28 protein-coding genes and 1 pseudogene are annotated in these 22,945 nt (G+C 59.0%); 10 read left to right on the top strand and 19 right to left on the bottom strand.

Annotated elements, in window-relative coordinates; all coding sequences use genetic code 11:
- The first annotated feature begins 217 nt into the window (after window positions 1-217).
- Entirely contained in the window at window positions 218-985 is a 768-nt protein-coding gene (locus tag J8G15_RS13235; protein ID WP_210542561.1) for a GNAT family N-acetyltransferase, read from the top strand.
- Here J8G15_RS13235 and J8G15_RS13240 read toward each other — a convergent pair.
- The 7 genes from J8G15_RS13240 to J8G15_RS13270 all read right to left on the bottom strand — a co-directional run bounded on the left by J8G15_RS13240 (window position 982) and on the right by J8G15_RS13270 (window position 6,144).
- The gene (locus tag J8G15_RS13240) at window positions 982-1,740 is read right to left on the bottom strand and encodes an NRDE family protein (protein WP_210542563.1); all 759 of its coding nucleotides are present in this window, start codon (window positions 1,738-1,740) and stop codon (window positions 982-984) included. The two genes, J8G15_RS13235 and J8G15_RS13240, sit on opposite strands and share 4 nt — an antisense overlap.
- 23 nt (window positions 1,741-1,763) lie before the next feature.
- Complete coding sequence (locus J8G15_RS13245; RefSeq protein ID WP_210542565.1) at window positions 1,764-2,315, bottom strand: hypothetical protein; 552 nt, start codon at window positions 2,313-2,315, stop codon at window positions 1,764-1,766.
- 6 nt (window positions 2,316-2,321) lie between these two features.
- Entirely contained in the window at window positions 2,322-3,467 is a 1,146-nt protein-coding gene (locus J8G15_RS13250; RefSeq protein ID WP_210542567.1) for a hypothetical protein, read from the bottom strand.
- 6 nt (window positions 3,468-3,473) lie between these two features.
- Entirely contained in the window at window positions 3,474-4,076 is a 603-nt protein-coding gene (locus J8G15_RS13255; protein WP_210542569.1) for a DedA family protein, read from the bottom strand.
- A gap of 1 nt (window position 4,077) precedes the next feature.
- Window positions 4,078-4,896, bottom strand: coding sequence for an alpha/beta fold hydrolase (locus J8G15_RS13260; protein WP_210542571.1), 819 nt, complete (start codon window positions 4,894-4,896; stop codon window positions 4,078-4,080).
- Between the two features lie 119 nt (window positions 4,897-5,015).
- Entirely contained in the window at window positions 5,016-5,477 is a 462-nt protein-coding gene (locus tag J8G15_RS13265) for a YHS domain-containing (seleno)protein (RefSeq protein ID WP_210542573.1), read from the bottom strand.
- A gap of 106 nt (window positions 5,478-5,583) precedes the next feature.
- Window positions 5,584-6,144 carry a sigma-70 family RNA polymerase sigma factor gene (locus tag J8G15_RS13270; protein WP_210542574.1) on the bottom strand — a complete coding sequence of 187 codons (561 nt, stop codon included), beginning with the start codon at window positions 6,142-6,144 and terminating at the stop codon, window positions 5,584-5,586.
- Window positions 6,145-6,273: 129 nt separating this feature from the next.
- Here J8G15_RS13270 and J8G15_RS13275 point away from each other — a divergent pair, with 129 nt between their 5' ends.
- The 3 genes and pseudogenes from J8G15_RS13275 to J8G15_RS13285 all read left to right on the top strand — a co-directional run bounded on the left by J8G15_RS13275 (window position 6,274) and on the right by J8G15_RS13285 (window position 9,592).
- On the top strand, window positions 6,274-6,981 hold the full coding sequence (locus J8G15_RS13275; RefSeq protein WP_370627424.1) for a response regulator transcription factor: 708 nt from the start codon (window positions 6,274-6,276) through the stop codon (window positions 6,979-6,981).
- A gap of 7 nt (window positions 6,982-6,988) precedes the next feature.
- Window positions 6,989-8,560: a HAMP domain-containing sensor histidine kinase gene (locus J8G15_RS13280; RefSeq protein WP_210542579.1), complete on the top strand. Its 1,572-nt coding sequence runs from the start codon at window positions 6,989-6,991 to the stop codon at window positions 8,558-8,560.
- Window positions 8,561-8,603: 43 nt separating this feature from the next.
- Window positions 8,604-9,592, top strand: a pseudogene (locus tag J8G15_RS13285) (endonuclease/exonuclease/phosphatase family protein).
- On the opposite strand, the gene J8G15_RS13290 reads toward J8G15_RS13285, so the two are convergent.
- The 6 genes from J8G15_RS13290 to J8G15_RS13305 form a co-directional block, all read right to left on the bottom strand.
- Window positions 9,589-9,972 carry a hypothetical protein gene (locus tag J8G15_RS13290; protein WP_210542582.1) on the bottom strand — a complete coding sequence of 128 codons (384 nt, stop codon included), beginning with the start codon at window positions 9,970-9,972 and terminating at the stop codon, window positions 9,589-9,591. The pseudogene J8G15_RS13285 and the gene J8G15_RS13290 overlap by 4 nt on opposite strands.
- Before the next feature lie 98 nt (window positions 9,973-10,070).
- Entirely contained in the window at window positions 10,071-10,667 is a 597-nt protein-coding gene (locus tag J8G15_RS21885) for an aldehyde dehydrogenase family protein (RefSeq protein WP_255555719.1), read from the bottom strand.
- Window positions 10,643-10,948: a hypothetical protein gene (locus J8G15_RS21590; protein WP_255555767.1), complete on the bottom strand. Its 306-nt coding sequence runs from the start codon at window positions 10,946-10,948 to the stop codon at window positions 10,643-10,645. The genes J8G15_RS21885 and J8G15_RS21590 overlap by 25 nt, the downstream gene beginning before the upstream one ends.
- A 161-nt stretch (window positions 10,949-11,109) precedes the next feature.
- Window positions 11,110-11,310 carry a proline dehydrogenase family protein gene (locus tag J8G15_RS21595; RefSeq protein WP_240538275.1) on the bottom strand — a complete coding sequence of 67 codons (201 nt, stop codon included), beginning with the start codon at window positions 11,308-11,310 and terminating at the stop codon, window positions 11,110-11,112.
- A gap of 393 nt (window positions 11,311-11,703) precedes the next feature.
- Entirely contained in the window at window positions 11,704-12,657 is a 954-nt protein-coding gene (gene rocF, locus J8G15_RS13300) for an arginase (protein ID WP_210542584.1), read from the bottom strand.
- Complete coding sequence (locus tag J8G15_RS13305) at window positions 12,654-13,739, bottom strand: ornithine cyclodeaminase (protein ID WP_210542586.1); 1,086 nt, start codon at window positions 13,737-13,739, stop codon at window positions 12,654-12,656. The genes rocF and J8G15_RS13305 overlap by 4 nt, the downstream gene beginning before the upstream one ends.
- Before the next feature lie 322 nt (window positions 13,740-14,061).
- On the opposite strand from J8G15_RS13305, the gene J8G15_RS13310 reads away from it, so the two are divergent.
- Window positions 14,062-14,997 (top strand): DMT family transporter, encoded by a 936-nt coding sequence (locus J8G15_RS13310; RefSeq protein WP_210542588.1) that lies wholly within the window; start codon window positions 14,062-14,064, stop codon window positions 14,995-14,997.
- A 4-nt stretch (window positions 14,998-15,001) separates the two neighbouring features.
- On the opposite strand, the gene J8G15_RS13315 is transcribed toward J8G15_RS13310, so the two are convergent.
- The 4 genes from J8G15_RS13315 to J8G15_RS13330 all read right to left on the bottom strand — a co-directional run bounded on the left by J8G15_RS13315 (window position 15,002) and on the right by J8G15_RS13330 (window position 18,043).
- Entirely contained in the window at window positions 15,002-15,778 is a 777-nt protein-coding gene (locus J8G15_RS13315; protein WP_210542590.1) for an ABC transporter ATP-binding protein, read from the bottom strand.
- A gap of 79 nt (window positions 15,779-15,857) precedes the next feature.
- Window positions 15,858-16,571 (bottom strand): ABC transporter permease, encoded by a 714-nt coding sequence (locus tag J8G15_RS13320; RefSeq protein ID WP_210542592.1) that lies wholly within the window; start codon window positions 16,569-16,571, stop codon window positions 15,858-15,860.
- Entirely contained in the window at window positions 16,571-17,257 is a 687-nt protein-coding gene (locus J8G15_RS13325) for an ABC transporter permease (protein ID WP_210542594.1), read from the bottom strand. Before J8G15_RS13325 ends, J8G15_RS13320 begins: the two co-directional genes overlap by 1 nt.
- 18 nt (window positions 17,258-17,275) lie before the next feature.
- Window positions 17,276-18,043: a transporter substrate-binding domain-containing protein gene (locus tag J8G15_RS13330; RefSeq protein WP_210542597.1), complete on the bottom strand. Its 768-nt coding sequence runs from the start codon at window positions 18,041-18,043 to the stop codon at window positions 17,276-17,278.
- Between the two features lie 274 nt (window positions 18,044-18,317).
- Here J8G15_RS13330 and J8G15_RS13335 point away from each other — a divergent pair, with 274 nt between their 5' ends.
- The 3 genes from J8G15_RS13335 to J8G15_RS13345 all read left to right on the top strand — a co-directional run bounded on the left by J8G15_RS13335 (window position 18,318) and on the right by J8G15_RS13345 (window position 19,481).
- Entirely contained in the window at window positions 18,318-18,743 is a 426-nt protein-coding gene (locus J8G15_RS13335; RefSeq protein WP_210542599.1) for an Lrp/AsnC family transcriptional regulator, read from the top strand.
- Window positions 18,740-19,216, top strand: a complete 477-nt coding sequence (locus J8G15_RS13340) for an Lrp/AsnC ligand binding domain-containing protein (protein ID WP_210542601.1) — start codon at window positions 18,740-18,742, stop codon at window positions 19,214-19,216. Before J8G15_RS13335 ends, J8G15_RS13340 begins: the two co-directional genes overlap by 4 nt.
- 91 nt (window positions 19,217-19,307) lie before the next feature.
- Window positions 19,308-19,481, top strand: a complete 174-nt coding sequence (locus J8G15_RS13345; RefSeq protein WP_210542603.1) for a hypothetical protein — start codon at window positions 19,308-19,310, stop codon at window positions 19,479-19,481.
- Between the two features lie 6 nt (window positions 19,482-19,487).
- On the opposite strand, the gene J8G15_RS13350 is transcribed toward J8G15_RS13345, so the two are convergent.
- A protein-coding gene (locus J8G15_RS13350; RefSeq protein ID WP_210542005.1) for an IS3 family transposase occupies window positions 19,488-20,677 on the bottom strand; the annotation gives its coding sequence in 2 pieces (ribosomal slippage) (window positions 19,488-20,419 and window positions 20,419-20,677; 1,191 coding nt in all).
- A gap of 91 nt (window positions 20,678-20,768) precedes the next feature.
- Between J8G15_RS13350 and J8G15_RS13355 the strand changes: the two genes are divergently transcribed.
- A complete protein-coding gene (locus tag J8G15_RS13355; protein ID WP_210542605.1) occupies window positions 20,769-21,158 on the top strand; it encodes a DUF3617 domain-containing protein in 390 nt (129 codons plus the stop codon).
- Between the two features lie 12 nt (window positions 21,159-21,170).
- Here J8G15_RS13355 and J8G15_RS13360 read toward each other — a convergent pair whose 3' ends face one another.
- Window positions 21,171-21,863, bottom strand: a complete 693-nt coding sequence (locus J8G15_RS13360; protein WP_210542606.1) for a YggS family pyridoxal phosphate-dependent enzyme — start codon at window positions 21,861-21,863, stop codon at window positions 21,171-21,173.
- Between the two features lie 36 nt (window positions 21,864-21,899).
- Here J8G15_RS13360 and J8G15_RS13365 point away from each other — a divergent pair, with 36 nt between their 5' ends.
- Window positions 21,900-22,943 carry a type IV pilus twitching motility protein PilT gene (locus J8G15_RS13365; protein ID WP_210542608.1) on the top strand — a complete coding sequence of 348 codons (1,044 nt, stop codon included), beginning with the start codon at window positions 21,900-21,902 and terminating at the stop codon, window positions 22,941-22,943.
- Window positions 22,944-22,945 lie beyond the last annotated feature (2 nt).

Raw genomic sequence — 22,945 nt, forward strand, 5'->3', positions numbered from 1 at the left:
GGAGTCCCAACAAATCAATATCCCGCGAAGGATACCGAGTTTTCCCCCACAGCGGCCCAACCGCCCGCGCGTCTTCAGAAATTTTCTCCATCTCACCTTGTCCGGCCCAGCAGCGTGCCGCGCCGATGTAAGAAAAAACGCTGACTGCAGACTAATAAACACACAAAAATTCTCAGACCTGGCAACGCCACGAGGCGTTATCGACGAGGAACTTACCATGCAAAACCTGATGACCCGATCCTTGGCGTCACTCCGTACGGCCACTCAGTCGCCCTATCTGCTCCGGTTCGCCGCCAACCTGAACGATTTACAAGCGGCCCAACAGCTTCGATTCCAGGTGTTCAATCTGGAGTTGAATGAAGGCTTGAACAGCGCCTATGAGACGGGCCTGGACTGCGATCCCTTTGATGCAGTTTGCCGTCACCTATTGGTTGAACGCCGCTCGACGGGGCAAATCGTCGGCACCTACCGCATGCAAACCGGCGTCACCGCAGCGAGTGCATTGGGCTACTACTGCGAGCAGGAGTTCGACTTTTCCCCCTTCGAAGTGCATCGCGGCGAGATTCTGGAGCTTGGACGCGCCTGCATTCATGCGGATCATCGAAATTACTCGGTGCTGAGTATGTTGTGGCGCGGCATTGCCATGTTCGCGCAAGACAACGGTGCGCGGTACTTGCTCGGGTGCAGTTCGCTGACCTCCCAAAGCCACGCTGACGCATCGGCTGCCTACCGCCAATTGCAAGGCCACCTGGCGCCAAAAGCCTTGCGCACCCACCCGCTTGACGCCTATGCCTGTGAGTTGACCACGACCCATTCGGGCTCGATCAAAGTGCCGAAACTGCTATCCGCTTACCTCGCACTGGGCGCCTGGATTTGTGGCGCACCCGCCATCGACCGCACCTTCAAAACCATCGATTTTTTGACATTAATGGATTTGCAATCACCCGAAATGGCCCAGCGTCGAAAGCGTTTTGGCATCGGCTAAACGCGTGGTCTGAACACCTGCAACTCCACGCCAATGGGGCCTTGCGCGCTGAAACTTTCCTCGAAAAAGCTGACCTCATCGCGGCCAATTCTGACAATGCTGCACGCCCGCGTCCCGTAGCCCGGCGCGGCTATGAACGCCGAAGAAAGCGCACGTTCCCGCGCCAGACCAATACCTGTTTGAGGTAGCACATCATCTGCCGCCAAGCGATCGTCGTGCAACAGATTCAACAACGCCTTGTCGTGGGTTTGGTCGCCCGCCAAGGCGGCTTCAAGACCACGCTGCAGGCCATTCACTTTGGGCCATGGCGTGTGAAAGTCGGCATTCGAGACCGCGCCCGTGCCAGGACGCATTGACAACACGCGCCCATGGCGACTTTCCAGCCCCAGAAGTTGCGAGCCGTCAAACACCAGAAGGTTGAACGGGTTGTAGTCGGCGCATCGCCCGACCAATCCGTCCAGATAGGACGTCGACGACCAGTCTCCTTCCAGGAAATCAGCCACCAGCGCGCCCCGGGACGGCGTGTTGTCTCTGAGGGTCATCGGGTCGCGGTAGTTCGTCAGCGCCGCCATTTGGCCTCGCCGATTCACCCCCAGCCACGTGCCCCCGGCCTGCTGGTCACGCCCCGCCAAAACCGAGGCGTCTTCCCACCACTGCAAAGCCTGTGTTGGACGGGCATAAAACTCATCCCGGTTGCCAATCAGCAGCAAGGGGGTTTCATGATCAGGCTGCCAATGCCAGGCGATCAAACACATTGCGCAACGCTCTCCTTCAAAAGTCAGGCCGCGAGGCGTTCAAACGCCACAGTCGCCGGGGCTTTGCCAAAATCGGCGCCCATCTCGACACCGGCGGCCTTGCAGTAGTGCCCCAGTAGTGCGAAATGGTGCACGGTATGAGACGACAAAAAGAGCAATTCTCGCCCCAAAGTGCTGGGAACCGTCAACTCCGTGTCACCCCCCTCACCCGTTTTCAAGCGCGTTGAAAGCGGTGTACTGAGCACCAGGTCAGGCCGCGCCGCCAATGCCCCCAGTTGCTCCCGCACCCACCGCACTTTGGCCCGGGTCGACTCCGGTTGGCTCTGCACCAGCATGTCACGGCCCCGTGCGTCGTAATCCACTGATGACCGCGCAGGGGAGTCCAGATACGCAATCAAGGCTTGGTAGTGCTCAAGGATGTGGCGCACATGCGGCCCCACCGCTTGTGCGTATTGAAACGTGGGTGCAGCGTCTGCCTGCAGGGCATCAACCATCGCCATGGTTTGGGCCAACAGGGCCATGTTGTACTGCCAGAGTGCATCAATGGGGCGGGGGGAGTGGGAGGGGGTGGGCATATCAGATCAATCCGTCGAGGGGTAAAGAGGCGTCAGTGTTTTTTCGCGCCGGTGCCATTGCCGAAATTCGGCGATGGACAAAGGCTTGAAGCCCCGGTCCAAATTGGCGCGCCCGATTTGAAATAGCAAACGGTATTGCTTCATCAAATCTGCCCACGCAGTAAGCAGGTTCGTTTTTCGATCCCAGATATGGGTGCTTTCGGCGCCTGCGCCGTTGGCTTCCACAATGGTGAAACCCTCACCTTGCTGGACCCTGGCAAAGTCTTCAAACCGAATGTCAAAACGTCCAAAATAAAACTCGGGAATGCTTTTGGCAATCATGTCAAAGCGGGCCGCCATGGCGGGGGTCACCAAATCGGTTCCATTGCGGAAAATAGCGCCCCGACTGTGGCTGCCAGCAAAGGCCAGACGAACAGGCTCGTCCTTGGCAGGCACCGTATCAAGGCGCGCCGCGTGGCGAGGCAGGTAGAGGTGCGCCAATCTGCCCGCGCGCGGATCAGCCAGAATCAATTCGCGCAGGGTGCGAACGCCATCGCCATGCACATAGGGGAAATATTTAAGGGTGATTGACGGGACTTGTCCCGTCCGCTCGTACGGGTGACGGCAATAGAACACGCCGGCCTCGCCTTCAAACGCCACATAGCGCTGCAAGAGCAGGCGCGCCCCGGCAGGGAACGCGGACAAATAGTCTCGCAAGGCCGCCTCCGTTCGAACCAGTCTCACGCCAGCGCCCCGGCAACCCAGATCGGGTTTCGCCACGACCGGCAAGGAGAGGCCCGCCTGCATCAATTTAGCCAGTGCCGCTTGTGTCAAGGACGCCAGTGCTTGGTCGTTCCCGCCAAAATCCGGCCGGTCGATCGTCACAAAGGGCGCCACCCAATCGGGCGCATGGGTGACCGCCAGATCCAGAATCTCGGCCTTGGATTCACCAAAGAAGCCCCCGCCGGGAAAGGAAGGATTCGCTACCGTGGGCAGCAAAACGCCGCGGTAGCGAACCATCAGCCACAAAACATAGACAAATACCGGCGGGTAAAACGCCCACATGGGCCAGAACTCAAAGAAGCTCAAGGGTGAGCCGCTCTGATCCAAAGGCGGCATGCCTTGATGCGGCTTCGGCTCGAGGGGTGGCATGGGGGCAGTGAAGGTTTCCATAAATTCTTAATCCCGTGACGCACTGTGCCTCAGCCAACGCCATAGCGGAAAGGCCAGCGCCAGCGCAATGACGGGAAGGGCCACAGCGAGCGGCGCAGGAATGGCGAGGGCATCGGCAATCACATCGCCCAGCTCTGAGCTCAACCAAAAAAGTCCTGCAGTCCACAAAGCCACAGCCAGAAAGACCCAGCCCGTGAAGGGCCACAATGGCGCCCGCCAAAATCCGCAAGCGGTGTAAGTAATCAAGCGAAGGCCGGGAACCACTCGGGCAATCAGGACCGCGCTGGGTAGGCGCGACGCAAGCAGGTCCCGCGCCTTGGATTCCCGCCCATCGATGTATTTGCGACGCAACAACGGAATCCGGTTAGCGCCCACACCCAAACCATAGAGGCCTAAATCACCCAGCGCAATGCCCCCCGCCACCGCCGCAAATGCCCACTCCCACGACAACGCGCCCTGTGTGGCAACCGCCACGCCAGCGGCAATGGCCACGTCTTCCAGCAGCAAGGTCGTCAGGGCCAAAGCAGCAACAATGATCCACGGCTCGGCCATGCCGCTCAACGCGGCGGAGGTCCAGGTGGCGATAGGGGAAAGAAAAGCGGGCAACATGTCAAGCACCTGAATGCAAGGCCCAAGACAAGGCTTCTCGCACGCTGGACTCCGAATTCCAGGGAAGAAAGTGGTTTTGGCCCTGCAGCACCATCGTTTTGACTTGCGCGCTCCCGGTCAGCTTGTCCTGCATGTAGGCAACGTTGGCAAGAGGGACCAAGGCATCGTCGGTTCCGTGAACAATCACGGTTGGGGCCGAAATGTGTGCCAACTTCGGCGCCAGCATCTCCAGCTCCTCTTTGAACGCCAGCAACTCCTGATTGGCGTTGCGCATGGCACGCGGCAGCAACGCGCTCACGGGCCACACCTCTCCTAAGTGCTGCAAGGGGTGAGTTTTTTCTTGTGCGGGGTCCAATGACGCCGAAATCAGTACCAAAGCGAAGACCCGGTCCGGGTGTTCCGCCGCCACCCAGGCGGCCACCGCGCCCCCCAAGGAGTGTCCGACCAGCACCGCCTTGCCGCCATCGGCCGGCAAGAGTGCAACAACCGCCGCAGCTTGCGATGCCAGACTGGCAACGGATTGAGAGGGGCCACTGGCGCCAAAACCGGGTCGGTCAAGCGCCATCGATTGCGACTCCGCCAGTGGTTCGCTCAGGTAGTCCACCCAGCCCTGCGCCGAGCCGGGTGTGCCGTGAATGAAAATCATGCGCTGGCCCGCGCCCGCCATCAAGTAGCTCACTGCCGCATTCAGTGGTGCGCCGACGCGCACCGAATGCCGCAAGGCATCCGTGCCTTCAGCCGGCAGACGAGGTCTGGGTGGGCTACAGCCCAGCGTGGTCGCCACGACCGCCAACGCGCTGAAGGTTTGCGCGATGCTCATGTCGGTGTCAACGCAGCGAAGTCGGTCGAGGCCAGACACCCAACCGCGCGTGACCGAAGGCACACGAACAGAAGCGTCGCTTGCGAGGATGAAGTGGCGCAATACGTCATGACCACCTGCTACTGCCCGAGCACCGCTGGCCAATTTTTATTGGCCTGTTGAATAAACGCGGGCATATTCGCCTCCCACTTGGTCTGCACATCGGCGTCATAGTTCAGGTAGAGCTTGTCGTTCACCACGCGCCAGAGCAAAGGATCTGCCGAGGCCGTGGAGCCCTGGGCCACGGCCCAAGCGCAATAGCCGCCGTACTGCGGCGCATAGCGCTCAGGATCGGCCACAAAAGCGTCCCGATGCGCTGCGGTGGAAAACCGCCACTCCGCCCCTTGATAGTTGGCCTTGTACTTGGCATCACCCAGTACCGCTTTCTTGTCAGTGAAGTAGGCCACTGTGTCATAACCGCTGACGGCGACGCTACTGAAAAATGAGGTGTAAACCGGTGCCTCTTTGGCCTCGGCCACCTGACTGAGCAGGCCCAGCGAGACCAGCCCCGCCAAGGCAATGGCTTTCAATCGTCTGAACATGATGGCGCTCCTCCACATATTGGCCCTATTTGATGGCGCCCCAGCGGAACGCGTTGGCATAACGGTTAGTCCCCCGCCGGCCCGTTTTCTTACAAACGACATCGATCTAGCAAAGCAACTGCTTGCGAGCCCGGTGCAGGCGCACAAAAAGGCTCGACTCGGAGATGTTCAGCCGCTCACACACTTCCTCGGAGGACTCGTCCAGAAGCACCCGAAACTGCATCACATCGCGCAGCCCTTGTGGCAGCATGTCGATGCGCTGCAAGGTGTGCTGCAGCAGTTGTCGCTGCTCAGCCAGCGCGTCGGGTCCCGCCCAATCGCTGCTCACCTCCGTGATTTCGTCGTCAACGCCGCCGCTGTCCAGGCTGTCGTACCGAACCCGCTGGCGGATGACGTCAACAATCTTGTTTTTCAGCACCGCCGTCAACCAGCTGCGCAGGGCGGAGCGACCGGCAAAGGTGGCGCGCCCGGTGACCACGGCTTCAAAGACGTCGTGCACCAGGTCTTCGGCGAGTGCCGGGTCCTGCAACTTGCGTTTGGCAAAGCGGATCAAATACTCCCGATGCTCCAGCAAGTCGTCCCAGTGCAGCGCCAATGGCTGGGAGCCATCAAACTGGGGCACTCCAAACAAGGTGGAGGGTGCGTGGGCGGGTTGTGCTGCAATCATGGTGTGAGTCAGGTTGGTGGTCGATGGGTTGACTGTGATCACCCAAGATCACGAGAGCCTGTCCAAACATCACAATCACCTAACATTCAGGTAAGAAAATCTCCCGCCATGTGACTTAGGACGATGGAAATGAAAAGAATCCTTATCGCGGAAGACCAGGCCGACATCCGCAACCTGCTGGTGCTGAACCTGCGCAGCGCGGGCTACGAAGTCACAGACGTGGTCGACGGACTGGCCGCGCTGGCCAGCGAAACCGCCCAAAGCAACGATTTGCTCATCCTCGATCTGATGATGCCCGGCCTGGATGGCCTGGAGGTGTGCAAGACCCTGCGGGCGCGGGAATGCAACACACCTATCCTGATGTTGACAGCCAAATCCACGGAGTTGGACCGGGTTTTGGGATTGGAGTTGGGGGCAGACGACTACCTGACCAAGCCGTTTTCACTGGCTGAACTGCTGGCACGCGTCAAAGCGCTGCTTCGGCGGTCCGAGTTGCTGAAAGCGGCGCAGGTCGCCCAAACCGGGGCAGCGCCGCTGCGCAATGGCGCACTGTCGCTGCTGCCTTCGAGACGCCAAGCCCAGATGAATGACAAAGATCTGGATTTCACCGCGCTGGAGTTTGATTTGCTGCTGCATTTCATGCAGCACCCGGGTCAGGTTTTCTCTCGCAGTCAGTTACTAAGCTCCGTCTGGGGGTACAGCCACGACGGCTACGAGCACACCGTGACCACCCACATTAACCGCTTGCGAGCCAAACTGGAGACTGACCCATTGCGTCCGGAAATGATTTTGACGGTGCGCGGCGCCGGCTACAAAATGCGCGACGCGCCGCTGTAAGCCGCCCATGACCGTTCGCTTCAAGATTGCGCTCACTATTTTCCTCACGGGGGTGTTGACCTCCATCGGCGTGATCACGACTGTGTTCTACGCCTTTGAGCGTTTTGAGCACGAGACCACCTACTACCGTGCCAGTGCTTTTTTGGATCGTGTGCTGCAGAAGCACACCGACATTTTCGCCATGCAGGAGCGGTTCCAGAGCGACTTCAATGGCTTCCTTGCCAATCTGGTGCTGTTTGAGCCCGACACCCAAATTTATTTGCTGGACGCCAGCGGTACGGTGGTGGCCTCGTCCAGCGAAGTGGCTTTGCCAGTGGGGTTCAAGGTGGCCATGGGTCCGGTCATGGAAGCCGCCAACCCCACGCCCATGCCTTATGTGCTGGGCGACGACCCGGAAAACATGGGCGGCCCGACGGTGATTGCGGCCAGAGTAGTGCATCGCTCGCTGATTCGCCAAGAGCCAGGTTCCAACGGTTACCTCTATGTGGTTTGCCGAAAAAAGGGCTTGCAGCAGGGCAATCTGGCAGCGCTGCAAGGGAGTTTGTCTCGCCCAACGTTGGTGTTGATTCTGGCTGTGGTGGCATTAAGCACGCTGCTGGCGGCGTGGGTGACAGCGGCCGTCACACGACCATTGAAGAAGCTGACCGACTCGGTGGCCGAGGTCACCCGCAATGGGCTGGAGGACTGGGCCAACACCACCAGTGCGAGCGGAACGCCCAACCTGAACGGCGGCTCCGCGGTTGCCCGCGACGAGATTGGGCAACTCACCGGCGGCATCCAGGCCATGCTGCACACCGTGCACACCCAGTGGAGCATGCTGCGCCGTCTGGACCACTTTCGCCGCGAAGGTGTGAGCAACCTGTCACACGATCTGCGCTCGCCTTTGACTGCCACTGCCGCATGCCTTGAAACATTGGAAACACGGTGGACTGGCAATGAACAACGCAGTGACGATCGCCAGTTGGTCGAAGTTGCCCTGAGAAACACCCGCAACGCGGCGCGCATGGTGCAGTCACTGGGTGACCTGGCGCAACTCGATGAACCCGAATTCAAGCTGCGCACCGAGGTGATGGACCTGTCCGAATTACTTGACGACGTGGTGTTGCGATTTGCCGAGCGGGCCAACCGCCAAAACGTCAAGTTGGAGGCCAATCCGGCGCTCTCACCCGCGACCTGGACGCACTCGGACGGAATCACTTTTGCCGCCGTGGACGTGGAGCTCTTTGAACGGGCGTTGGCCAATCTGGTGGACAACGCCTTGAAGTTCTGTCGTGCGGGCGATGGAATTTGCCTGGAAGTGCAACCCATGGGGCACAGGGTGCAAGTGAAGGTCGTCGATACCGGCCCCGGCATTGCGCCTGCTGATTTGCCCCATCTGTTTGACCGCTTCTACCAGAGCCGCCAAAGCACTGCACCCGCCACCGGCGAGGGTGGCAAGGGATTGGGACTGGCCATCGTCAAACGCATCGTGGAAATGCACGGCGGCCAGGTCAACGTTGGCCCGTCGCCCCAGGGGGGCACTTGCGTGACGCTCGACTTGCCCACCTTTGTGCCCGGCGCGCCACCGAAACGGGGGTAGGGAAGTCAAGGCCTTGTCATTTTCTTGTGGTTAAAGTGACCCCATGAGCAAAGTTGCTGAACCCAATCGCTACGCCATGCTGATGGTGGCCACCTGTAACGTGCTGAACCTGGCGCAGCCGGGTCGCCACTTCTATAACGGTCAAAAGCCCTATAGCCAACGGGAATTTGACGCCAAGCTGCGCTGGTTGGGTCAGCGGTTCAGAACCCTGAACGCCGATGTGCTCGCTGTGCAAGAGGTGTGGGACGAAAACGCCCTGCGCACTGCCGTGGCCAAAAGCGGCTTGCGCTATGACTTTGTGGCCGCGCCGGGTGCGGAAAATGGTCCCAATCAACCAGGCGCCCAAGGAACACCTCGCGTCGGATTGGCGACCCGCCTGAAAGTGCTGGGCGTTGAATCATTGACCGACTTTTCCCACTCCGCCGTGGTGGACGTGCCTGGCATGGGGCCTCACACCCAGTTTGAGCGCCCGCCTCTGCTGGTGACGTTGCAAATGAAACATGGCCAAGAACTTCATGCCATCACCGCCCACCTGAAATCCAAACGCCCCAAGTTTTTGCAAGGTGCCGACGGCAAACTGGCCGAAGACACCGACGACCCAAAGGTGCAGGCCGTGGCCTCACTGCGCGCCCTGCTCATGCGGGCGGGCGGGCGAAGCCTTGGCTCTGCGACTGAAGGTGGTTGAACTGCTGCATCGCACGCGCGCGCCGCTGGTGCTCATGGGGCGACCTCAACGACAGCCCGCACAGTGTGACAACGCAATTGATTGCCGCGACTTCACAAGTGGCCTATGACCGAAGCGCCCGCGACACCGCGCTGTACAGCGCCTGGGATGTGCAAGGCGAAGCCGCCCTGCGCCGCGACGTGGCTTACTCCCACATTCACCAAGGCTACCCAGTGGTGCTGGATCAAATTCTGGTTAGCGAAGAGTTTGTTCAAACCAGCCGCAACGCGCTCGGTGATGTACGCCGGGTGGAGGTGTTCAACGACCACCTGTTTGAGGGCCGTGACCGCAGCTTGAGCCTGCCTTAGCCGCGAACGAACAGCGTCACCAGCGGCACATCGCCCACTTGGCGGCTGCAATGGCCGTGCAGACTGGCGTCAAACGTCGCGCCGTCGGGCAGCGTATCTGCCGAGTAAAAATGCGAACCCGGCCCAAAACTGCGCCAGCTGCCATCCCGCAGGCCGATGTCCATCTGCCCTTCCAGCACAAACAGCCACTGTGGTGCCCCAGTGCAATGAAATTCACTACGGAAACCCACCGGGCTTTGGCGCAACTGATAGCCGGTTGATGGCATCACCGGCGAGAGTTGCGCGGCAGGCTTGCCTTCGCTCAAGGCCACACGCTCTTCGCGAAAGCGGGCGACACCATCGGTGTCAGTGAACAAAACGGTTTTGGTCAATTCGGTCATAGGGGGACTCCTGTTGGCCGCTGTTTTACCAGAAGCCAGTCCCACATCACCGCGATCCACGCATCGTCGCAAGCCCACGCACCGACGCTCGCAATGTTTTAACCGCCAACAAGTCCGCGTTGCCACCCGCCGCCGTGGTGTTCACTGTAATGGTTTGCTCGGCGCAGAAGCGGTACAGGTAGTGCGGGCCGCCGGCCTTGGGGCCGGTGCCAGAGAGGCCTTCGCCGCCAAAGGGCTGCACACCGACCACAGCGCCAATCTGGTTGCGGTTGATAGGCGTTGCCCACATGCGCCGCTTTGGCTAAGGCTTGGGCGCGACTGTCGATGCGAGTCTGGATGCCAATCGTGAGGCCGTAACCCAGGTCATTGATTTGGTCGATGACAGCTTGTGGATCGCCCTTCCAGCGCACGATGTGCAGCACGGGGCCAAAAATCTCCTGTTGCATGTCGGCAATCGAGTTCACTTCAAACGCCTGCGACGTAATCAGGTTGGCGATGGCGCTGTCCACGTCGCCGGCTCGTTTGGCAGCCAGGGTCCGGTTGATAATTTTGGCCACCTGCGTGGAACCTGTGAACACCACGCCGGGTGCGGCCACCAAGGCAGCGCCCATGGTCTCGCCCGGGCTATGCAAGAGCTGCAACGCACCTTCCGGCACACCGGCTGCGTGCATCAGTTTGATGGCTTCCAGCGCCACGCCCTAGGTCTCCTCGGCAGGCCTGGCCAACACAGTATTGCCCATGGCCAGCGGAAAATTCTACGGACTGATACATCCCCGGGGCCGCGAGCAATCAGACGCAGCTCATTGGTCTCACCCGTCGGGCCGGGCATGGCAACCGGACTCCTGGTGCGCGTCGCTTCACTGGCGTAATAACGCAAGAAATCAACTGCCTCACGCACCTCGCTGATCGCATCTCCCTTGGTCGTGACCGCTTCTTTGACCAGCAAGGCGCAGAAGAAGAGCGTCTGTTTTTCCATCTCGTTGACAGCGCGGCACAATACAGCAACCCGTTCTGTGACGGCCACTTTGCTTCATTTTTTATAGCTGCTTACTCTGGTAGCTAGAGCGCTAGCGGTCGATTTGACATCAAACCCAGGCACCACTGGCACCTTGACCGTTATAGGCCGCCAACAGAGACTCACGTATGGTTTTGACGATCGGTGCCGAACAGGTCGATGGGCAGGGGCAATGCACTCTCTGAGGTCAACCGCAGTGGCGCCATCAGCAACTCTTGCATGCCCACCGACTCGTCAGCGAGTTGGTGCACAAAGGAGGAGTTAGCACCGTTTTCCAACAAGCGGCGCACCAGGTAAGCCAGCAGGCCTTTGTGTGCACCCACGGGAGCTTAGACGCGGTAGGCCAATTCAATGCGCGGGCGAGGCCACCAAGGTGGCGGGACACAACTCGATGCTCGCGACGCTACGGATTGGACAAGCGCATGAGAACCCCATGAATGAGGAGTGAAGTCGCCATTTCTCGACGCAATCGGATTAATTTTTGTCCAATATTCAGCAACTTTAGAGTCAAAAACTCAATGGGAACAATCTGCCACCAGAATCGATCACCGTTGATAACCATGGAATGTCAGCGACATTCGACTGGTGGAAGATCCGAATGCCATCGCAGAGGCCTGAAAACTCATCAAAATCCTGCGATACCGCTGGCACCGGCGAATGTCAAAAAAAGGCGACCTGTCTGGTCGCCTTGCCTAGATGCGCTCTTCCGCCGCGGCTTAGCGGCCGTTACTGGTGCGCATCAGCGTGCTTTTGCCAAACAGGCTCTCGATCAGGTCTACCGCGAGTTCGGCGGTCTGGTTGCGCACATCCAGCGCGGGGTTGAGCTCCACCAAGTCCAATGACGCCAGGCGTCCGGTGTCGGCAATCATTTCCATGCACAACTGCGCCTCACGGTAAGTGGGGCCGCCACGTACCGTGGTGCCCACACCAGGAGCATCCGAGGGGTCCAAAAAGTCAACATCCAGACTGACGTGCAAATGGGTGTTCGAGTCCACCAGGACCAGCGCCAGTTCCATGGCGTGGCGCATGCCCATCTCGTCGATGTAGCGCATGTCAAACACCTCGATGCCCGCGTCGTGCACCAAGCGCTTCTCGCCCTCGTCCACACTGCGAATGCCAATCTGGCGAATGTCCTTGGCGTTGAGCGCAGGAATATGACCCCCAATCTCGATCAAGGCCTGGGGACCATGCCCACACAAGCACGCCACCGGCATGCCGTGAATGTTGCCGCTTGGCGTCAGCGTGGCGGTGTTGAAGTCGGCATGGGCGTCAAACCAGAGCACACGCAGCTTCTTGCCCGTTTCGCGGCAATGCTTGGCCACCGCGCTGATGGAGCCAATGCCCAGACAGTGGTCACCGCCCATCATGATGGGCAAACGGCCGTCTTTCAGCTCTGCGTACATGGCGTCGTGCAGCAATTGGTTCCACTGCACCACCTCGGGCAAGTGGCGAAAGCCATCCACCGCGTCTAGCCACGGGTTCATGGGGCCATCGATATTGCCGCAATCTTTGACATCCACCCCAAACTGGGCGATGGCTTGAGAGATGCCTGCTACGCGCAAGGCGGCGGGGCCCATGCGGGCACCCAGGGTGCCAGCGCCAATGTCGGTCGGCACGCCAATCAGGCTGACGCCACCGGGTACGAGAGAAGTCGAAGCTTTTGTAGTCATGCCATGGCCGCTGATGCGGCGGTATTGGAGAGTGGGGCGGCCGCTGTAGCCGGACGAATCAGGCTGAACAAATCTTTGGGGTTGACCAGTTCGGGGATCAAGGATACCGCCTGTCCCACACCCAAGGCCAGCGCGGTGTCGCGCATAAAGCGCAGGGCGGAATAGTCCTCCAGCGCAAACCCCACTGAGTCAAACACAGTAACTTGCTGCTCGTCAGCCCGACCGGCCACCTGGCCACTCAGCACTTGCCACAACTCTGTCACAGCAAAGTCAGCAGGCAGATGCTGCAGGTCACCTTCAATACGGGTTTGGGGTTCGTACTCCACGAACACCGAGGCGCCCAGCAACACGCCGGGGTGAAGCTCCGTCTTGCCAGGGCAATCACCGCCTACCCCGTTAATGTGCATACCGGGCTCAATCAGATCCGGCGTGAGAATGGTCGCATTGGTTTTGTCCGCCGTGACCGTGGTCACGATGTCTGCGCCGCGCACGGCCTCGGCAATGCTGACGCAAGCGGTCAGGCGCAAGGCCGTGTGGCTCAGGTTATCCATCAATTTGGCGGTCGCCTCAGGGTCGGTGTCAAAGAGGCAGATTTCCTCAATACCCAGCAAGTGGTGAAACGCCAGTGCCTGAAACTCGCTTTGCGCGCCATTGCCGATCAAGGCCATGCGCTTGCTGCCAGGGCGGGCCAATGCCCGTGCCGCCACGGCCGACATCGCGGCGGTGCGCAAGGCGGTGGTCAGGGTAAGCTCGCTCAACAATTCAGGAATACCGGTATCCACATCAGCGAGCACGCCAAAGGCCATCACGGTGGGCAAGCCCACGCGGTGGTTTTTGGGGTGGCCGTTGACGTATTTGAAGGCGTAGGTCTTGGCATCGGAAATCGGCATGAGCTCAATAACCCCTTCGGTCGAGTGACTGGCCACACGGGCACATTTGTCAAAATCTTCCCAGCGCAGGTAGTCTTCCTGGATGTAATCGGCCATGCGGCTCAAGGCCACGGAGGCACCCAGCTTGTTTACGATGGCGGCCACGTCTTGGGCGCTGAGAAACTGGGTTTGGACAGAAGGTGTAGAGATCATGATGAAGTGCTCGGTTATGAACATCCAGTGTCCCCAAGATCGATGGCAATGTAAATCGTCAATAGTGCTTGCTTTTTGACATTTTTTTGTCATTTAGCCAGTTTTAAATGGCAATTTGCAAAAACTACTTCTTGCCGACGTTTGGGCGCCCGACTTTGGCGGTTCACACTGAAGCTATTGAAATACTTTTGGGGCCGTGTCTTATCCCATTGATTTCTTAGCTACTTATTCAATAGCATCGTGGTGGTGGGATCGGTTGTAAGTAGGCCGTCGCGCAGTGGGTGCGTCCACTCTCAATACGACTCCCCCATTCCAACTCCCTATGTCCCGCCTGAACGCCAACCTCATTCTGATTCTTGTTGCCCTGATCTGGGGCTCCGCCTTTGTGGCGCAGAGCATTGGAATGGCCCATATCGGTCCGATGACCTTCACCGGCGTACGTTTTCTGATCGGTGCACTGGTGGTGGCACCGGTCATGGGGTGGGAGTGGCGGCAGTTGCGAGTGAACGCCAAACCGCTCAAGGGTATTGACGGTTTGAAAATTGCCGGGCTGGGCAGTTTGTTGTTGCTGGGCGCGGCGATGCAACAGATCGGGATTGTCAGCACCACAGTGACCAACGCAGGTTTTTTAACCGCGTTGTACGTGCCCATGGTGCCTCTGCTGAGCTGGCTGTTGCTGCGCCAGAGGCCTCATTGGTCAGCTTGGCCTGGCGCACTGGCTTGTCTGGGCGACGCCTATTTATTGTCAGGGGTGCGGTCGCTGTCCTTCGTCTCCGGAGACGCCTGGGTCATTGCCTCAACCTTGCCTTGGGCGTTGCATGTGCTGTTGATTGGCCGTGTGGCGGATCGCCTGTCGGCGCCATTTCTGGTGGCCGGCGGGCAGTTTCTGGTCTGCGGCGTAGTGGCCAGTGGCTTGGCCTTGGCATATGAGCCCATCACTCACGAAAGTCTGAACGCGGCGATATGGCCTTTGCTTTACACCGGCGTGCTGTCCGTCGGGGTGGCCTTTACCTTGCAGGTGGTGGCGCAGCGATTTGCCCAGGCCACCGATGCGGCCATTTTTCTGTCGGCGGAAACGCTGTTTGCCGCCTTGTTTGGCTACCTGATGATGGATGAGCGGCTGAATGCGGCGGGCGTCGCGGGTTGTGGGCTGATTCTTCTCAGCATGCTGAGCGTGCAGCTGCTTCCGTTGCTGCCAGTCTTGTACCGAAGAGCTTCGGCCAAGCGAGCCTTGCAATCCGGCGTCAGTTCAGACTAACTGCTTACTTCAAACTCCCCGACAAAAACTGCGCCAAGCGCTCGCTCTTGGGGTTTGACAAAACCTCGGCCGGGTTGCCCTCTTCCTCAACCAAACCTTTGTGCAAGAAGATCAGGTGGTTGGCCACCTCACGGGCAAAGCCCATCTCATGGGTGACCACCACCATGGTGCGCCCCTCTTGCGCCAGTGTTTGCATGACCTTGAGCACTTCCGAGACCAGCTCTGGGTCCAGCGCACTGGTGGGCTCGTCAAACAGCATCACCTCAGGCTCCATGGCCAGCGCCCGGGCAATGGCCACGCGCTGCTGCTGGCCACCGCTTAAATGCGCCGGATAGCTGTCTTCTTTGCCTTGCAGTCCCACTTTCTCCAGGTACTTGCGCGCCACTTGAATGGCAGCCTCACGCTCCATGCCCAGCACATGCACCGGGGCCTCAATGATGTTTTGCAACACCGTCAGGTGCGCCCACAGGTTGAAGTGCTGGAACACCATGGCCAGCTTGGTGCGCATGCGTTGCAGCTGCTTGGGGTCGGCCGCGCCCAGATCACCGTTTTTGCCAGCAATGAGCTTGATGTCTTCCCCGGCCACCACAATGCGCCCCTCATGGGGTTTTTCCAGCAGATTGATACAGCGCAAAAAAGTACTTTTGCCGGAGCCGGAGCTGCCGATGATGCTGATTACGTCACCCGCGTGGGCTTTCAACGAGACACCTTTGAGCACCTCATTGGCGCCAAAGCGCTTGTGAATGTTCTCGACCTGGAGTTTGAGGGGCTTGGATGTCATGACGTGGGGATGGAGAGGGATCAATAGAGGACTTAGCTGGGTTGCATTACAGCCAGCTCAACGGGGGGGGGGCGTAGACTCACTTTCGGCGCGGCGCCAGATAAGCCAACAAACGCCCCTCGCTGAATTTGAAGAAGCCGATCAGGCAGAAAGAGGCCACCAGGTAAATGCCAGCGGCGGCCAGGTAGGCCTCAAACGGCAGGTAGTAGTCCGAGTAAATGCGACTCGCCGCGCCCGTGACATCAATCAGAGAGGGCACAGCACTGGCCAGACTGGTGGCATGCAGCATCATCACGACTTCATTGCTATAAGCCGGCAGGGTGCGGCGCATGGCGCTGGGCAGCACGATGTAGCGCATCACCTTGAAGCGGCTCATGCCGTAGGCCTGGGCGGCCTCGACCTCGCCGGCACTGGTTTCGCGAATGGCACCGGCCAGCATCTCTGCCGTGTAGGCGGCCGTGTTCAGGCTAAACGCCAGCAAGGCGCAGAAGAACGGCTCTTTGAAGTGGGTCCAGGGCCAGACATCGTCCCAGCGCGCCTGAATCCACTCCAGTTGGCCCAAGCCGTAATAGATCAGGTAGACCTGAATCAGCAGCGGCGTGCCGCGAATGACAAAGGTGTAGCCGCTGACCAGCCACTGCAAGGCCTTGATGGGTCCGGTCAGCATCAGCGCAAAGATGAGGGCCAAGACGGCCCCCACGACCAGGGACGAGGCCAACAGGCTCAGGGTGGTCAGAATGCCGGTGCCGTACAGCGCCAGGTTCTGGGGCTCAAAAATGATGGCCCATTGCATCAGAGCTGCCCTCGTTGGGTGCCCAGACTGAAGCGGGCGTTGAGTTTGCGCAGCAGCACCAGGGACAAGGTGGTGTAGATCAGGAACAAAGCGGCCGTGAACAGGAAGAACTCAAAGGGGGAGCGGGTCGCCGCGCTGGCCTGCTTGGCCAGGTAAGTCATCTCTTGCAGGCCAATCAGGCTGATCAGGGCGGTGGCCTTGATCAGCACCAGCCAGTTGTTGGTGAAGCCGGGCAGCGCATAACGCACCATCTGGGGGGCAGTGATGCGCATAAAGGTTTGCACGCGTCCCATGCCAAAGGCCCAGCCGGCCTCCATCTGACCTTTGGGGATGGCCAGTATGGCCCCGCGAAAGGTCTCGGTCATGAAGGCGCCGTAGATAAAGCCGATGGTCATCACACCAGCGGTGAAGGGGTCGACATCGACGTAGTTGTCGCTGCCCAGGTATTCGATCAGGTTATTGAGCCCAATGGTGCCCCCGTAGAAGACCAGCAGCATCAGCACCAGCTCAGGGATGCCGCGAATCACGGTGGTGTAGACCGTGGCCAGGGCGACCAGCACCGGTCGCCCCGAGAGTTTGGCCGCTGCGCCTGCCAGGCCCAAGACAATGGACACCAGCAGGGCGCAAAGCGAGACGCCCACCGTGAGCACGGAGCCCTGCAGGATGGCTAGGTAGTAGTCATTCATGGGTGGGCGTGTTGGACTTTAGCTGCCGTAAACGTCGAACTTGAAGTACTTGTCGTTGATCGTCTTGTAGACGCCGTTACCGCGGATGGTCTTGATGGCAGCACTGATGTCGTTCTTTAACGTGCCCTGGCCTTTGCGCAGAGCCACACCGGCGCCGGTGCCAAAGTACTTGGGAATGAACAACTCAGGGCCCACCAGGGTGTAGTCCTTGCCTTCGGGCTTGCTGAGGAAACCACCGCCCACTTCCAGGATGTCGGCCACGGTGCCGTCCAGTCGACCGGAGCGGATGTCCAGGTAGACCTGGTCTTGGGCTTCATAGGCGACTACGTTCACACCAGCGGGCTTCAGTTCAGCCATGGCGTATTTCTCTTGGGTGCTGCCTTTGAGCACGCCAATGTTCTTGCCCTTGATGGAAGCGGGGCCAGAGAAGGGCACGTCTTTCTTCACCACCACGCGGCTTGGCGTGTTGTAGTACTTGTCGGAGAAGTCAACTTGCTTCAAGCGGTCAGCGGTGATGGACATGGAGCTGATGATGACGTCGTACTTGCGCGCCATGAGGCCAGGGATCATGCTGTCCCAGACTTGTTCCACAAACACGCACTTGCGCTTGAGCTCGGTGCACAGGGCGTTGGCGATGTCCACATCAAAGCCGGTGGGCGTGCCGTCAGCGGTTTTGAAGGTAAAGGGTTCGTAGGTGGGGTCAATGGCGACCTTGAGGTCTTTGCCTTGGGCAAAGGAGGTCAGGCTCAGTGAACCGATGGCGATGGCCAGCAGAAGTTTTTTCATGGAAAGTTCCTTTGATGGGCCAAGACGAGGCCCTGGCCGTTGCTGATAACGATAAAAGACTTGTCTCCTCACCCTGGCAGCAAACTGCCATGAATTCCTCGATGGAATCTCTATAGACGGCTTGCCGGGGCCCGTTCGTGAATTATTTTTAGATCCAGGCCCAAGTGACGAAACCACAGTGTCCCCAGTTGCATTGGCAATGTAAATCCACAAAAATGAATCATTTCACACAAATAATTGCCATTTAGTCAGCTGCAAATGACAATACGCCAATATGGACGCCACTGACCAACAACTTTTATCCCTCTTGCGCAAAGACGCCCGCACCAGTGTGGCCACCTTGGCCAACAAGCTGGGGGTGTCTCGCGGAACCGTCACGAACCGGGTCACCAAACTGGAGGACGCGGGCGTCATCGTTGGCTACACCGTGCGCCTTCGCCCCGACGCCCAACCGAGTGAAATAAGCGCTTGGATGAGCATTGCCGTTGAGGGCAACGAGACCCGCTCCGTCATCGCCAGCCTCTTGGGTGAACCCGGCGTCGCTACCTTGCATGACACCAACGGCCGCTGGGATTTGCTGGCCGAGCTGCGGGCAGCTAACCTGTCTGAGTTGTCGCAGGTGCTGGAGCGCATTCGCCTCATCCGGGGCATCAGCAACACCGAAACCAGTATCCATCTTGAAACCTACCGACTGTCATGACTGACGCTTACTCTGACCTTGACCGCATCGATCTGAAGATCCTGGACGCCTTGCAGCTAGACGGGCGCATCTCCAACCTCAAATTGGCGGAAACCGTGTCGCTGTCGCCAACAGCCGTGCTGGCGCGGGTGCAGCGACTTACCAAAGACGGCTACATCCTGGGCTACGAGGCGAGACTGAATCCCCTCAAGCTCGGCGCTGGCTTGATGGTGTTTGTCGAAGTGCTGCTGGATCGCACCACCCCCAATGTGTTCGACGCCTTCAAGGCCGCTGCCCAGGTGCGCCCCGAAATCATGGAGTGCCACATGGTCGCTGGTGGTTTTGACTACTTGCTGAAGACCCGGATGTCGGACATGAACGCTTACCGCGAGTTTGCGGGCACCGTGCTTTGGCAACTGCCCGGCGTGCGCGAAACCCGAACCTATGCGGTCATGGAGGAAGTCAAAAATTCCACCCGGCTGCCACTGCGCTGAGGCATTTTCACCCCACTGACAGCGCCCGGCAGGTCTTGCCTGGGGCACCCACATTGCGGACAATCACTCCTCCACTTTTTGGGGAGTCACCATGCAAACACGTCACCACATCTTGCTGACCCTGGCCTTGACGGGGGCGGCCTTGAGCGTCTCCGCGCAAACCTTGAAACCGGGTCTTTGGGAAATCAAAAACAATATGAGTACCGGTTCAGGTGACATGGAGAAAGCGATGGCTGACCTTGCCCCTGGAATCCGTATCCCATAACCGAGATCATGAGTTGGCTTGCTTGGGCTGATTAGCAAGCCAGTTTTGCTCGAACCGCACCGGGCTGACGTAGGCCAGTGTCGAATGCAGTCGAGTCCGGTTATACCAAAGCATCCAAGCAATCGTTTCATCCTTTGCCTCCCGCTGAGTCTTGAACTTCTGTCCGTATAACCGTTCCACCTTCAATGATCCAAACAGCGTCTCGCTGCAGGCGTTGTCCCAACAGTTGCCGCGCCGGCTCATTGAACTGGTGATGTCGTACTCCTTGAGCACTTCCCGGAAGTCCTTGCTGGCGTACTGACTGCCGCGGTCGCTATGGAACATCAGGCCAGCCTGCTTGCCCGGATGCCGCTTGAACCATGCCATGCGCAGCGCATCAATGACGATGTCCCGCGTCATTTCCTCTCGTAACGACCAGCCCACTACTTGGCGGCTGAACAGGTCAATCACCACGGCCAGAAACAACCAGCCTTCGTCCGTGGCGATGTACGTGATGTCACCCACCCAGACCTTGTCGGGTGCTGCCACATCGAACTCCCGGTTGAGCAGGTTGGGTGAGATCGCTAGATCGTGATTGCTATCGGTGGTGACCTTGAAGCGCCGCTTTCCCTTGGCACGGATGCCGTGCAACTGCATGAGCTTTTGCACGCGCTCTTTGCCCACACGGATGCCACGGGCAAGCAGCTCCTTCCAGGTGCGTGGCCAGCCGTAGCCGCCTCGCGTCTCGGCATGGATGGCCTTGATGTGCACCAGCAAGGCGTCATCGCTCAGGTGGCGGAGCTGGGCCGGACTGGCCAGTCGCACAAAGTGTTCGTGGTACCCGGCGATGCTCACCCCCAGTACGCGGCACTGTACCGAGATCGGCCATGTGCTGCGGTGGCGCTGGATGAAGGCGTACTTCAAATCGATCCCTTTGCGAAGTACGCCGTCGCTTTTCCCAGAATGTCACGCTCCATCTTCACACGCGCCAGCTCGGCCCGCAACCGGCTGATCTCCATCTGCTCGGCGCTGACCAATACCTTGCTGTCAGCTCCCTTGAGCTGGCCCTGGCGCTGCGCCTTGACCCAATTGAACAACGTCTGGTCGACCACTCCCAGCGTGCGTGCCGCGGCTGCAATGCTCTGGCCACCTTCGACCAGTCGAACTGCTTCTTGCTTGAATTCGAGCGTGTAGCGCGCTCTTGCTGTCTTCGTCATTTCCGTTCTCCTTGCGTGAATTTACACACTCAGCAAGAGATACGTTTTTCGAGGGCAAGGTCAGGCCGTGGCGCAGCAGGAGCTGGCCAAGATGCCCGCCGATCAACGAAAAATGATTGAAGACATGATGGCCAAACAAGGCATCACCATGAACGCCGGGTCAGGCAGCCCAACCGTCAAGGTCTGCATGACCAAAGAGATGATCGAGCGCAATGATATGACCGCTCAGCAGGGCGACTGCCAACACACCGCGCTCCCCCGCGCCGGCAACACCATGAAGTTCACTTTCGCGTGCAGCAAGCCGGCGTCCTCGGGTGAGGGCCAAGTCACGTTTGTGAACCCAGAGTCTTACGCCCTGAAAATGAACGTCAAAACCCAGGCCAAGGGCAAGGGCAAGCCAGAGACCATGACCTTGCAGGCCAGCGGTCAGTTTGTGTCCCCCGAATGTGGTGCGATCAAGCCCTTGAGCGCCACCAAGTAGGCAGGGTCAAACTTAGGCTGGCCGATCCCGCCCGCCAAAAATGGCGGAGCCTACCCGAACAAGGGTGCTGCCGGCATGGATCGCGGGCTCCAAATCGGCGCTCATGCCCATGGACAGGGTGTCCAAAGCCAGCCCCTCCTGATTTAATACATCAAACAAGGCTCTAACCCTTGTCAAAACAGCGAGAGAAGCTACAAAATCAGGAGCAGGCTCAGGAATACTCATCAGACCTCGCAGTCTCAAACCGGGAAGCTGAGTGATTTGCTTTGCCAGTACCAACACCTCATCTGTGGTCACGCCAGATTTGTTTTCCCCTGCGTCCACGTTGACCTGAATACACACTTGCAGCGGTGCCAGCCCTGCCGGTCGCTGCTCACTCAGGCGTTGGGCGATTTTGAAGCGGTCCACGGTGTGCACCCAGTCAAAGTTCTCAGCCACCAGCCGTGTTTTATTGCTTTGAATAGGGCCAATGCAGTGCCATTCAATTGGCAAGGCCCGCAGCGCCGCTATTTTTTCTACGCCCTCCTGAATGTAGTTCTCGCCAAACATCCGCTGCCCTGCCCTGAACGCGTCCTCGACGGCGGCGGCCGGAAAGGTCTTGGACACCGCCAGCAGACTGACATCGGTCGCAGCACGCCCGGCCTCCCGGCAGGCGGCCTCGATGCGGTCGTGAACTCCTTGTAGCTTGGTCTCAATCATGGTCATAATCGTCGCAAGCGTAACAAAAGACAGGGAGCTTTCGTGGACATCACTCAATTGCTGGCATTCAGCGTCAAAAACAAGGCGTCTGACTTGCACCTTTCGGCAGGTTTGCCACCCATGATCCGTGTGCATGGTGATGTGCGACGCATCAATGTAGAACCGCTGGACAGCAAACAAGTTCATGCCATGGTGTACGACATCATGAGCGACGGACAGCGCAAGCTCTTTGAGGAATTTCTGGAGATTGACTTCTCCTTCGAGATTGAAGGGCTGGCCCGCTTCCGGGTCAATGCCTTCAACCACCAGCGCGGGCCAGGCGCCGTGTTCAGGACCATTCCGAGCAAGATTTTGACGCTGGAGCAACTCAACGCTCCCAAGATTTTTGCCGACCTCGCGCTCAAACCCCGCGGCCTCGTGCTGGTAACCGGCCCTACCGGCTCGGGCAAGTCCACCACGCTGGCGGCCATGGTCAATTTCCTGAATGAAACCGAGTTTGGCCACATCCTCACGGTCGAAGACCCCATTGAATTCGTTCACGAATCCAAGAAATGTTTGGTCAATCAACGCGAGGTGGGGCCGCACACATTGAGTTTTGCCGCCGCCCTGCGATCTGCTTTGCGCGAAGACCCAGACGCCATTCTGGTGGGCGAGATGCGGGATCTGGAGACCATTCGCTTGGCCATGACGGCGGCCGAGACCGGCCACCTTGTGTTTGGCACCTTGCACACCTCCAGCGCAGCGAAGACTATTGACCGGATCATTGACGTGTTCCCTGCAAGCGAGAAGGAAATGGTTCGAGCGATGCTGTCAGAGTCCTTGCAAGCCGTTATCTCCCAAACCTTGTGCAAGACCAAAGACGGGCAGGGCCGGGTCGCCGCGCATGAGATCATGCTGGGCACCAGCGCTATTCGCAATCTGATTCGCGAAGCCAAAGTAGCCCAGATGTACTCCAGCATTCAGACTGGCAACAGTGTCGGCATGCAAACGTTGGATCAAAACCTGAGCGACCTGGTCAAGCGAAACATCATCAGCCCGGCCGAAGCCCGCGCCAAGGCGAAGATTCCCGAGAACTTCCCCGGATAAGC

The sequence above is a fragment of the Rhodoferax sp. PAMC 29310 genome, assembly GCF_017948265.1.
Lineage (GTDB): Bacteria > Pseudomonadota > Gammaproteobacteria > Burkholderiales > Burkholderiaceae_C > Rhodoferax.

Excerpts from the sequence above, each read along its gene's own strand:
- J8G15_RS13235 (WP_210542561.1), top strand. The coding sequence starts at position 218 with ATGCAAAACCTGATGACCCGATCCTTGGCGTCACTCCGTACGGCCACT.
- J8G15_RS13240 (WP_210542563.1), bottom strand. The coding sequence starts at position 1,740 with ATGTGTTTGATCGCCTGGCATTGGCAGCCTGATCATGAAACCCCCTTG.
- J8G15_RS13245 (WP_210542565.1), bottom strand. The coding sequence starts at position 2,315 with ATGCCCACCCCCTCCCACTCCCCCCGCCCCATTGATGCACTCTGGCAG.
- J8G15_RS13250 (WP_210542567.1), bottom strand. The coding sequence starts at position 3,467 with ATGGAAACCTTCACTGCCCCCATGCCACCCCTCGAGCCGAAGCCGCAT.
- J8G15_RS13255 (WP_210542569.1), bottom strand. The coding sequence starts at position 4,076 with ATGTTGCCCGCTTTTCTTTCCCCTATCGCCACCTGGACCTCCGCCGCG.
- J8G15_RS13260 (WP_210542571.1), bottom strand. The coding sequence starts at position 4,896 with ATGAGCATCGCGCAAACCTTCAGCGCGTTGGCGGTCGTGGCGACCACG.
- J8G15_RS13265 (WP_210542573.1), bottom strand. The coding sequence starts at position 5,477 with ATGTTCAGACGATTGAAAGCCATTGCCTTGGCGGGGCTGGTCTCGCTG.
- J8G15_RS13270 (WP_210542574.1), bottom strand. The coding sequence starts at position 6,144 with ATGATTGCAGCACAACCCGCCCACGCACCCTCCACCTTGTTTGGAGTG.
- J8G15_RS13275 (WP_370627424.1), top strand. The coding sequence starts at position 6,274 with ATGAAAAGAATCCTTATCGCGGAAGACCAGGCCGACATCCGCAACCTG.
- J8G15_RS13280 (WP_210542579.1), top strand. The coding sequence starts at position 6,989 with ATGACCGTTCGCTTCAAGATTGCGCTCACTATTTTCCTCACGGGGGTG.
- J8G15_RS13290 (WP_210542582.1), bottom strand. The coding sequence starts at position 9,972 with ATGACCGAATTGACCAAAACCGTTTTGTTCACTGACACCGATGGTGTC.
- J8G15_RS21590 (WP_255555767.1), bottom strand. The coding sequence starts at position 10,948 with ATGGAAAAACAGACGCTCTTCTTCTGCGCCTTGCTGGTCAAAGAAGCG.
- rocF (WP_210542584.1), bottom strand. The coding sequence starts at position 12,657 with ATGACTACAAAAGCTTCGACTTCTCTCGTACCCGGTGGCGTCAGCCTG.
- J8G15_RS13305 (WP_210542586.1), bottom strand. The coding sequence starts at position 13,739 with ATGATCTCTACACCTTCTGTCCAAACCCAGTTTCTCAGCGCCCAAGAC.
- J8G15_RS13310 (WP_210542588.1), top strand. The coding sequence starts at position 14,062 with ATGTCCCGCCTGAACGCCAACCTCATTCTGATTCTTGTTGCCCTGATC.
- J8G15_RS13315 (WP_210542590.1), bottom strand. The coding sequence starts at position 15,778 with ATGACATCCAAGCCCCTCAAACTCCAGGTCGAGAACATTCACAAGCGC.
- J8G15_RS13320 (WP_210542592.1), bottom strand. The coding sequence starts at position 16,571 with ATGCAATGGGCCATCATTTTTGAGCCCCAGAACCTGGCGCTGTACGGC.
- J8G15_RS13325 (WP_210542594.1), bottom strand. The coding sequence starts at position 17,257 with ATGAATGACTACTACCTAGCCATCCTGCAGGGCTCCGTGCTCACGGTG.
- J8G15_RS13330 (WP_210542597.1), bottom strand. The coding sequence starts at position 18,043 with ATGAAAAAACTTCTGCTGGCCATCGCCATCGGTTCACTGAGCCTGACC.
- J8G15_RS13335 (WP_210542599.1), top strand. The coding sequence starts at position 18,318 with ATGGACGCCACTGACCAACAACTTTTATCCCTCTTGCGCAAAGACGCC.
- J8G15_RS13340 (WP_210542601.1), top strand. The coding sequence starts at position 18,740 with ATGACTGACGCTTACTCTGACCTTGACCGCATCGATCTGAAGATCCTG.
- J8G15_RS13345 (WP_210542603.1), top strand. The coding sequence starts at position 19,308 with ATGCAAACACGTCACCACATCTTGCTGACCCTGGCCTTGACGGGGGCG.
- J8G15_RS13355 (WP_210542605.1), top strand. The coding sequence starts at position 20,769 with ATGCCCGCCGATCAACGAAAAATGATTGAAGACATGATGGCCAAACAA.
- J8G15_RS13360 (WP_210542606.1), bottom strand. The coding sequence starts at position 21,863 with ATGACCATGATTGAGACCAAGCTACAAGGAGTTCACGACCGCATCGAG.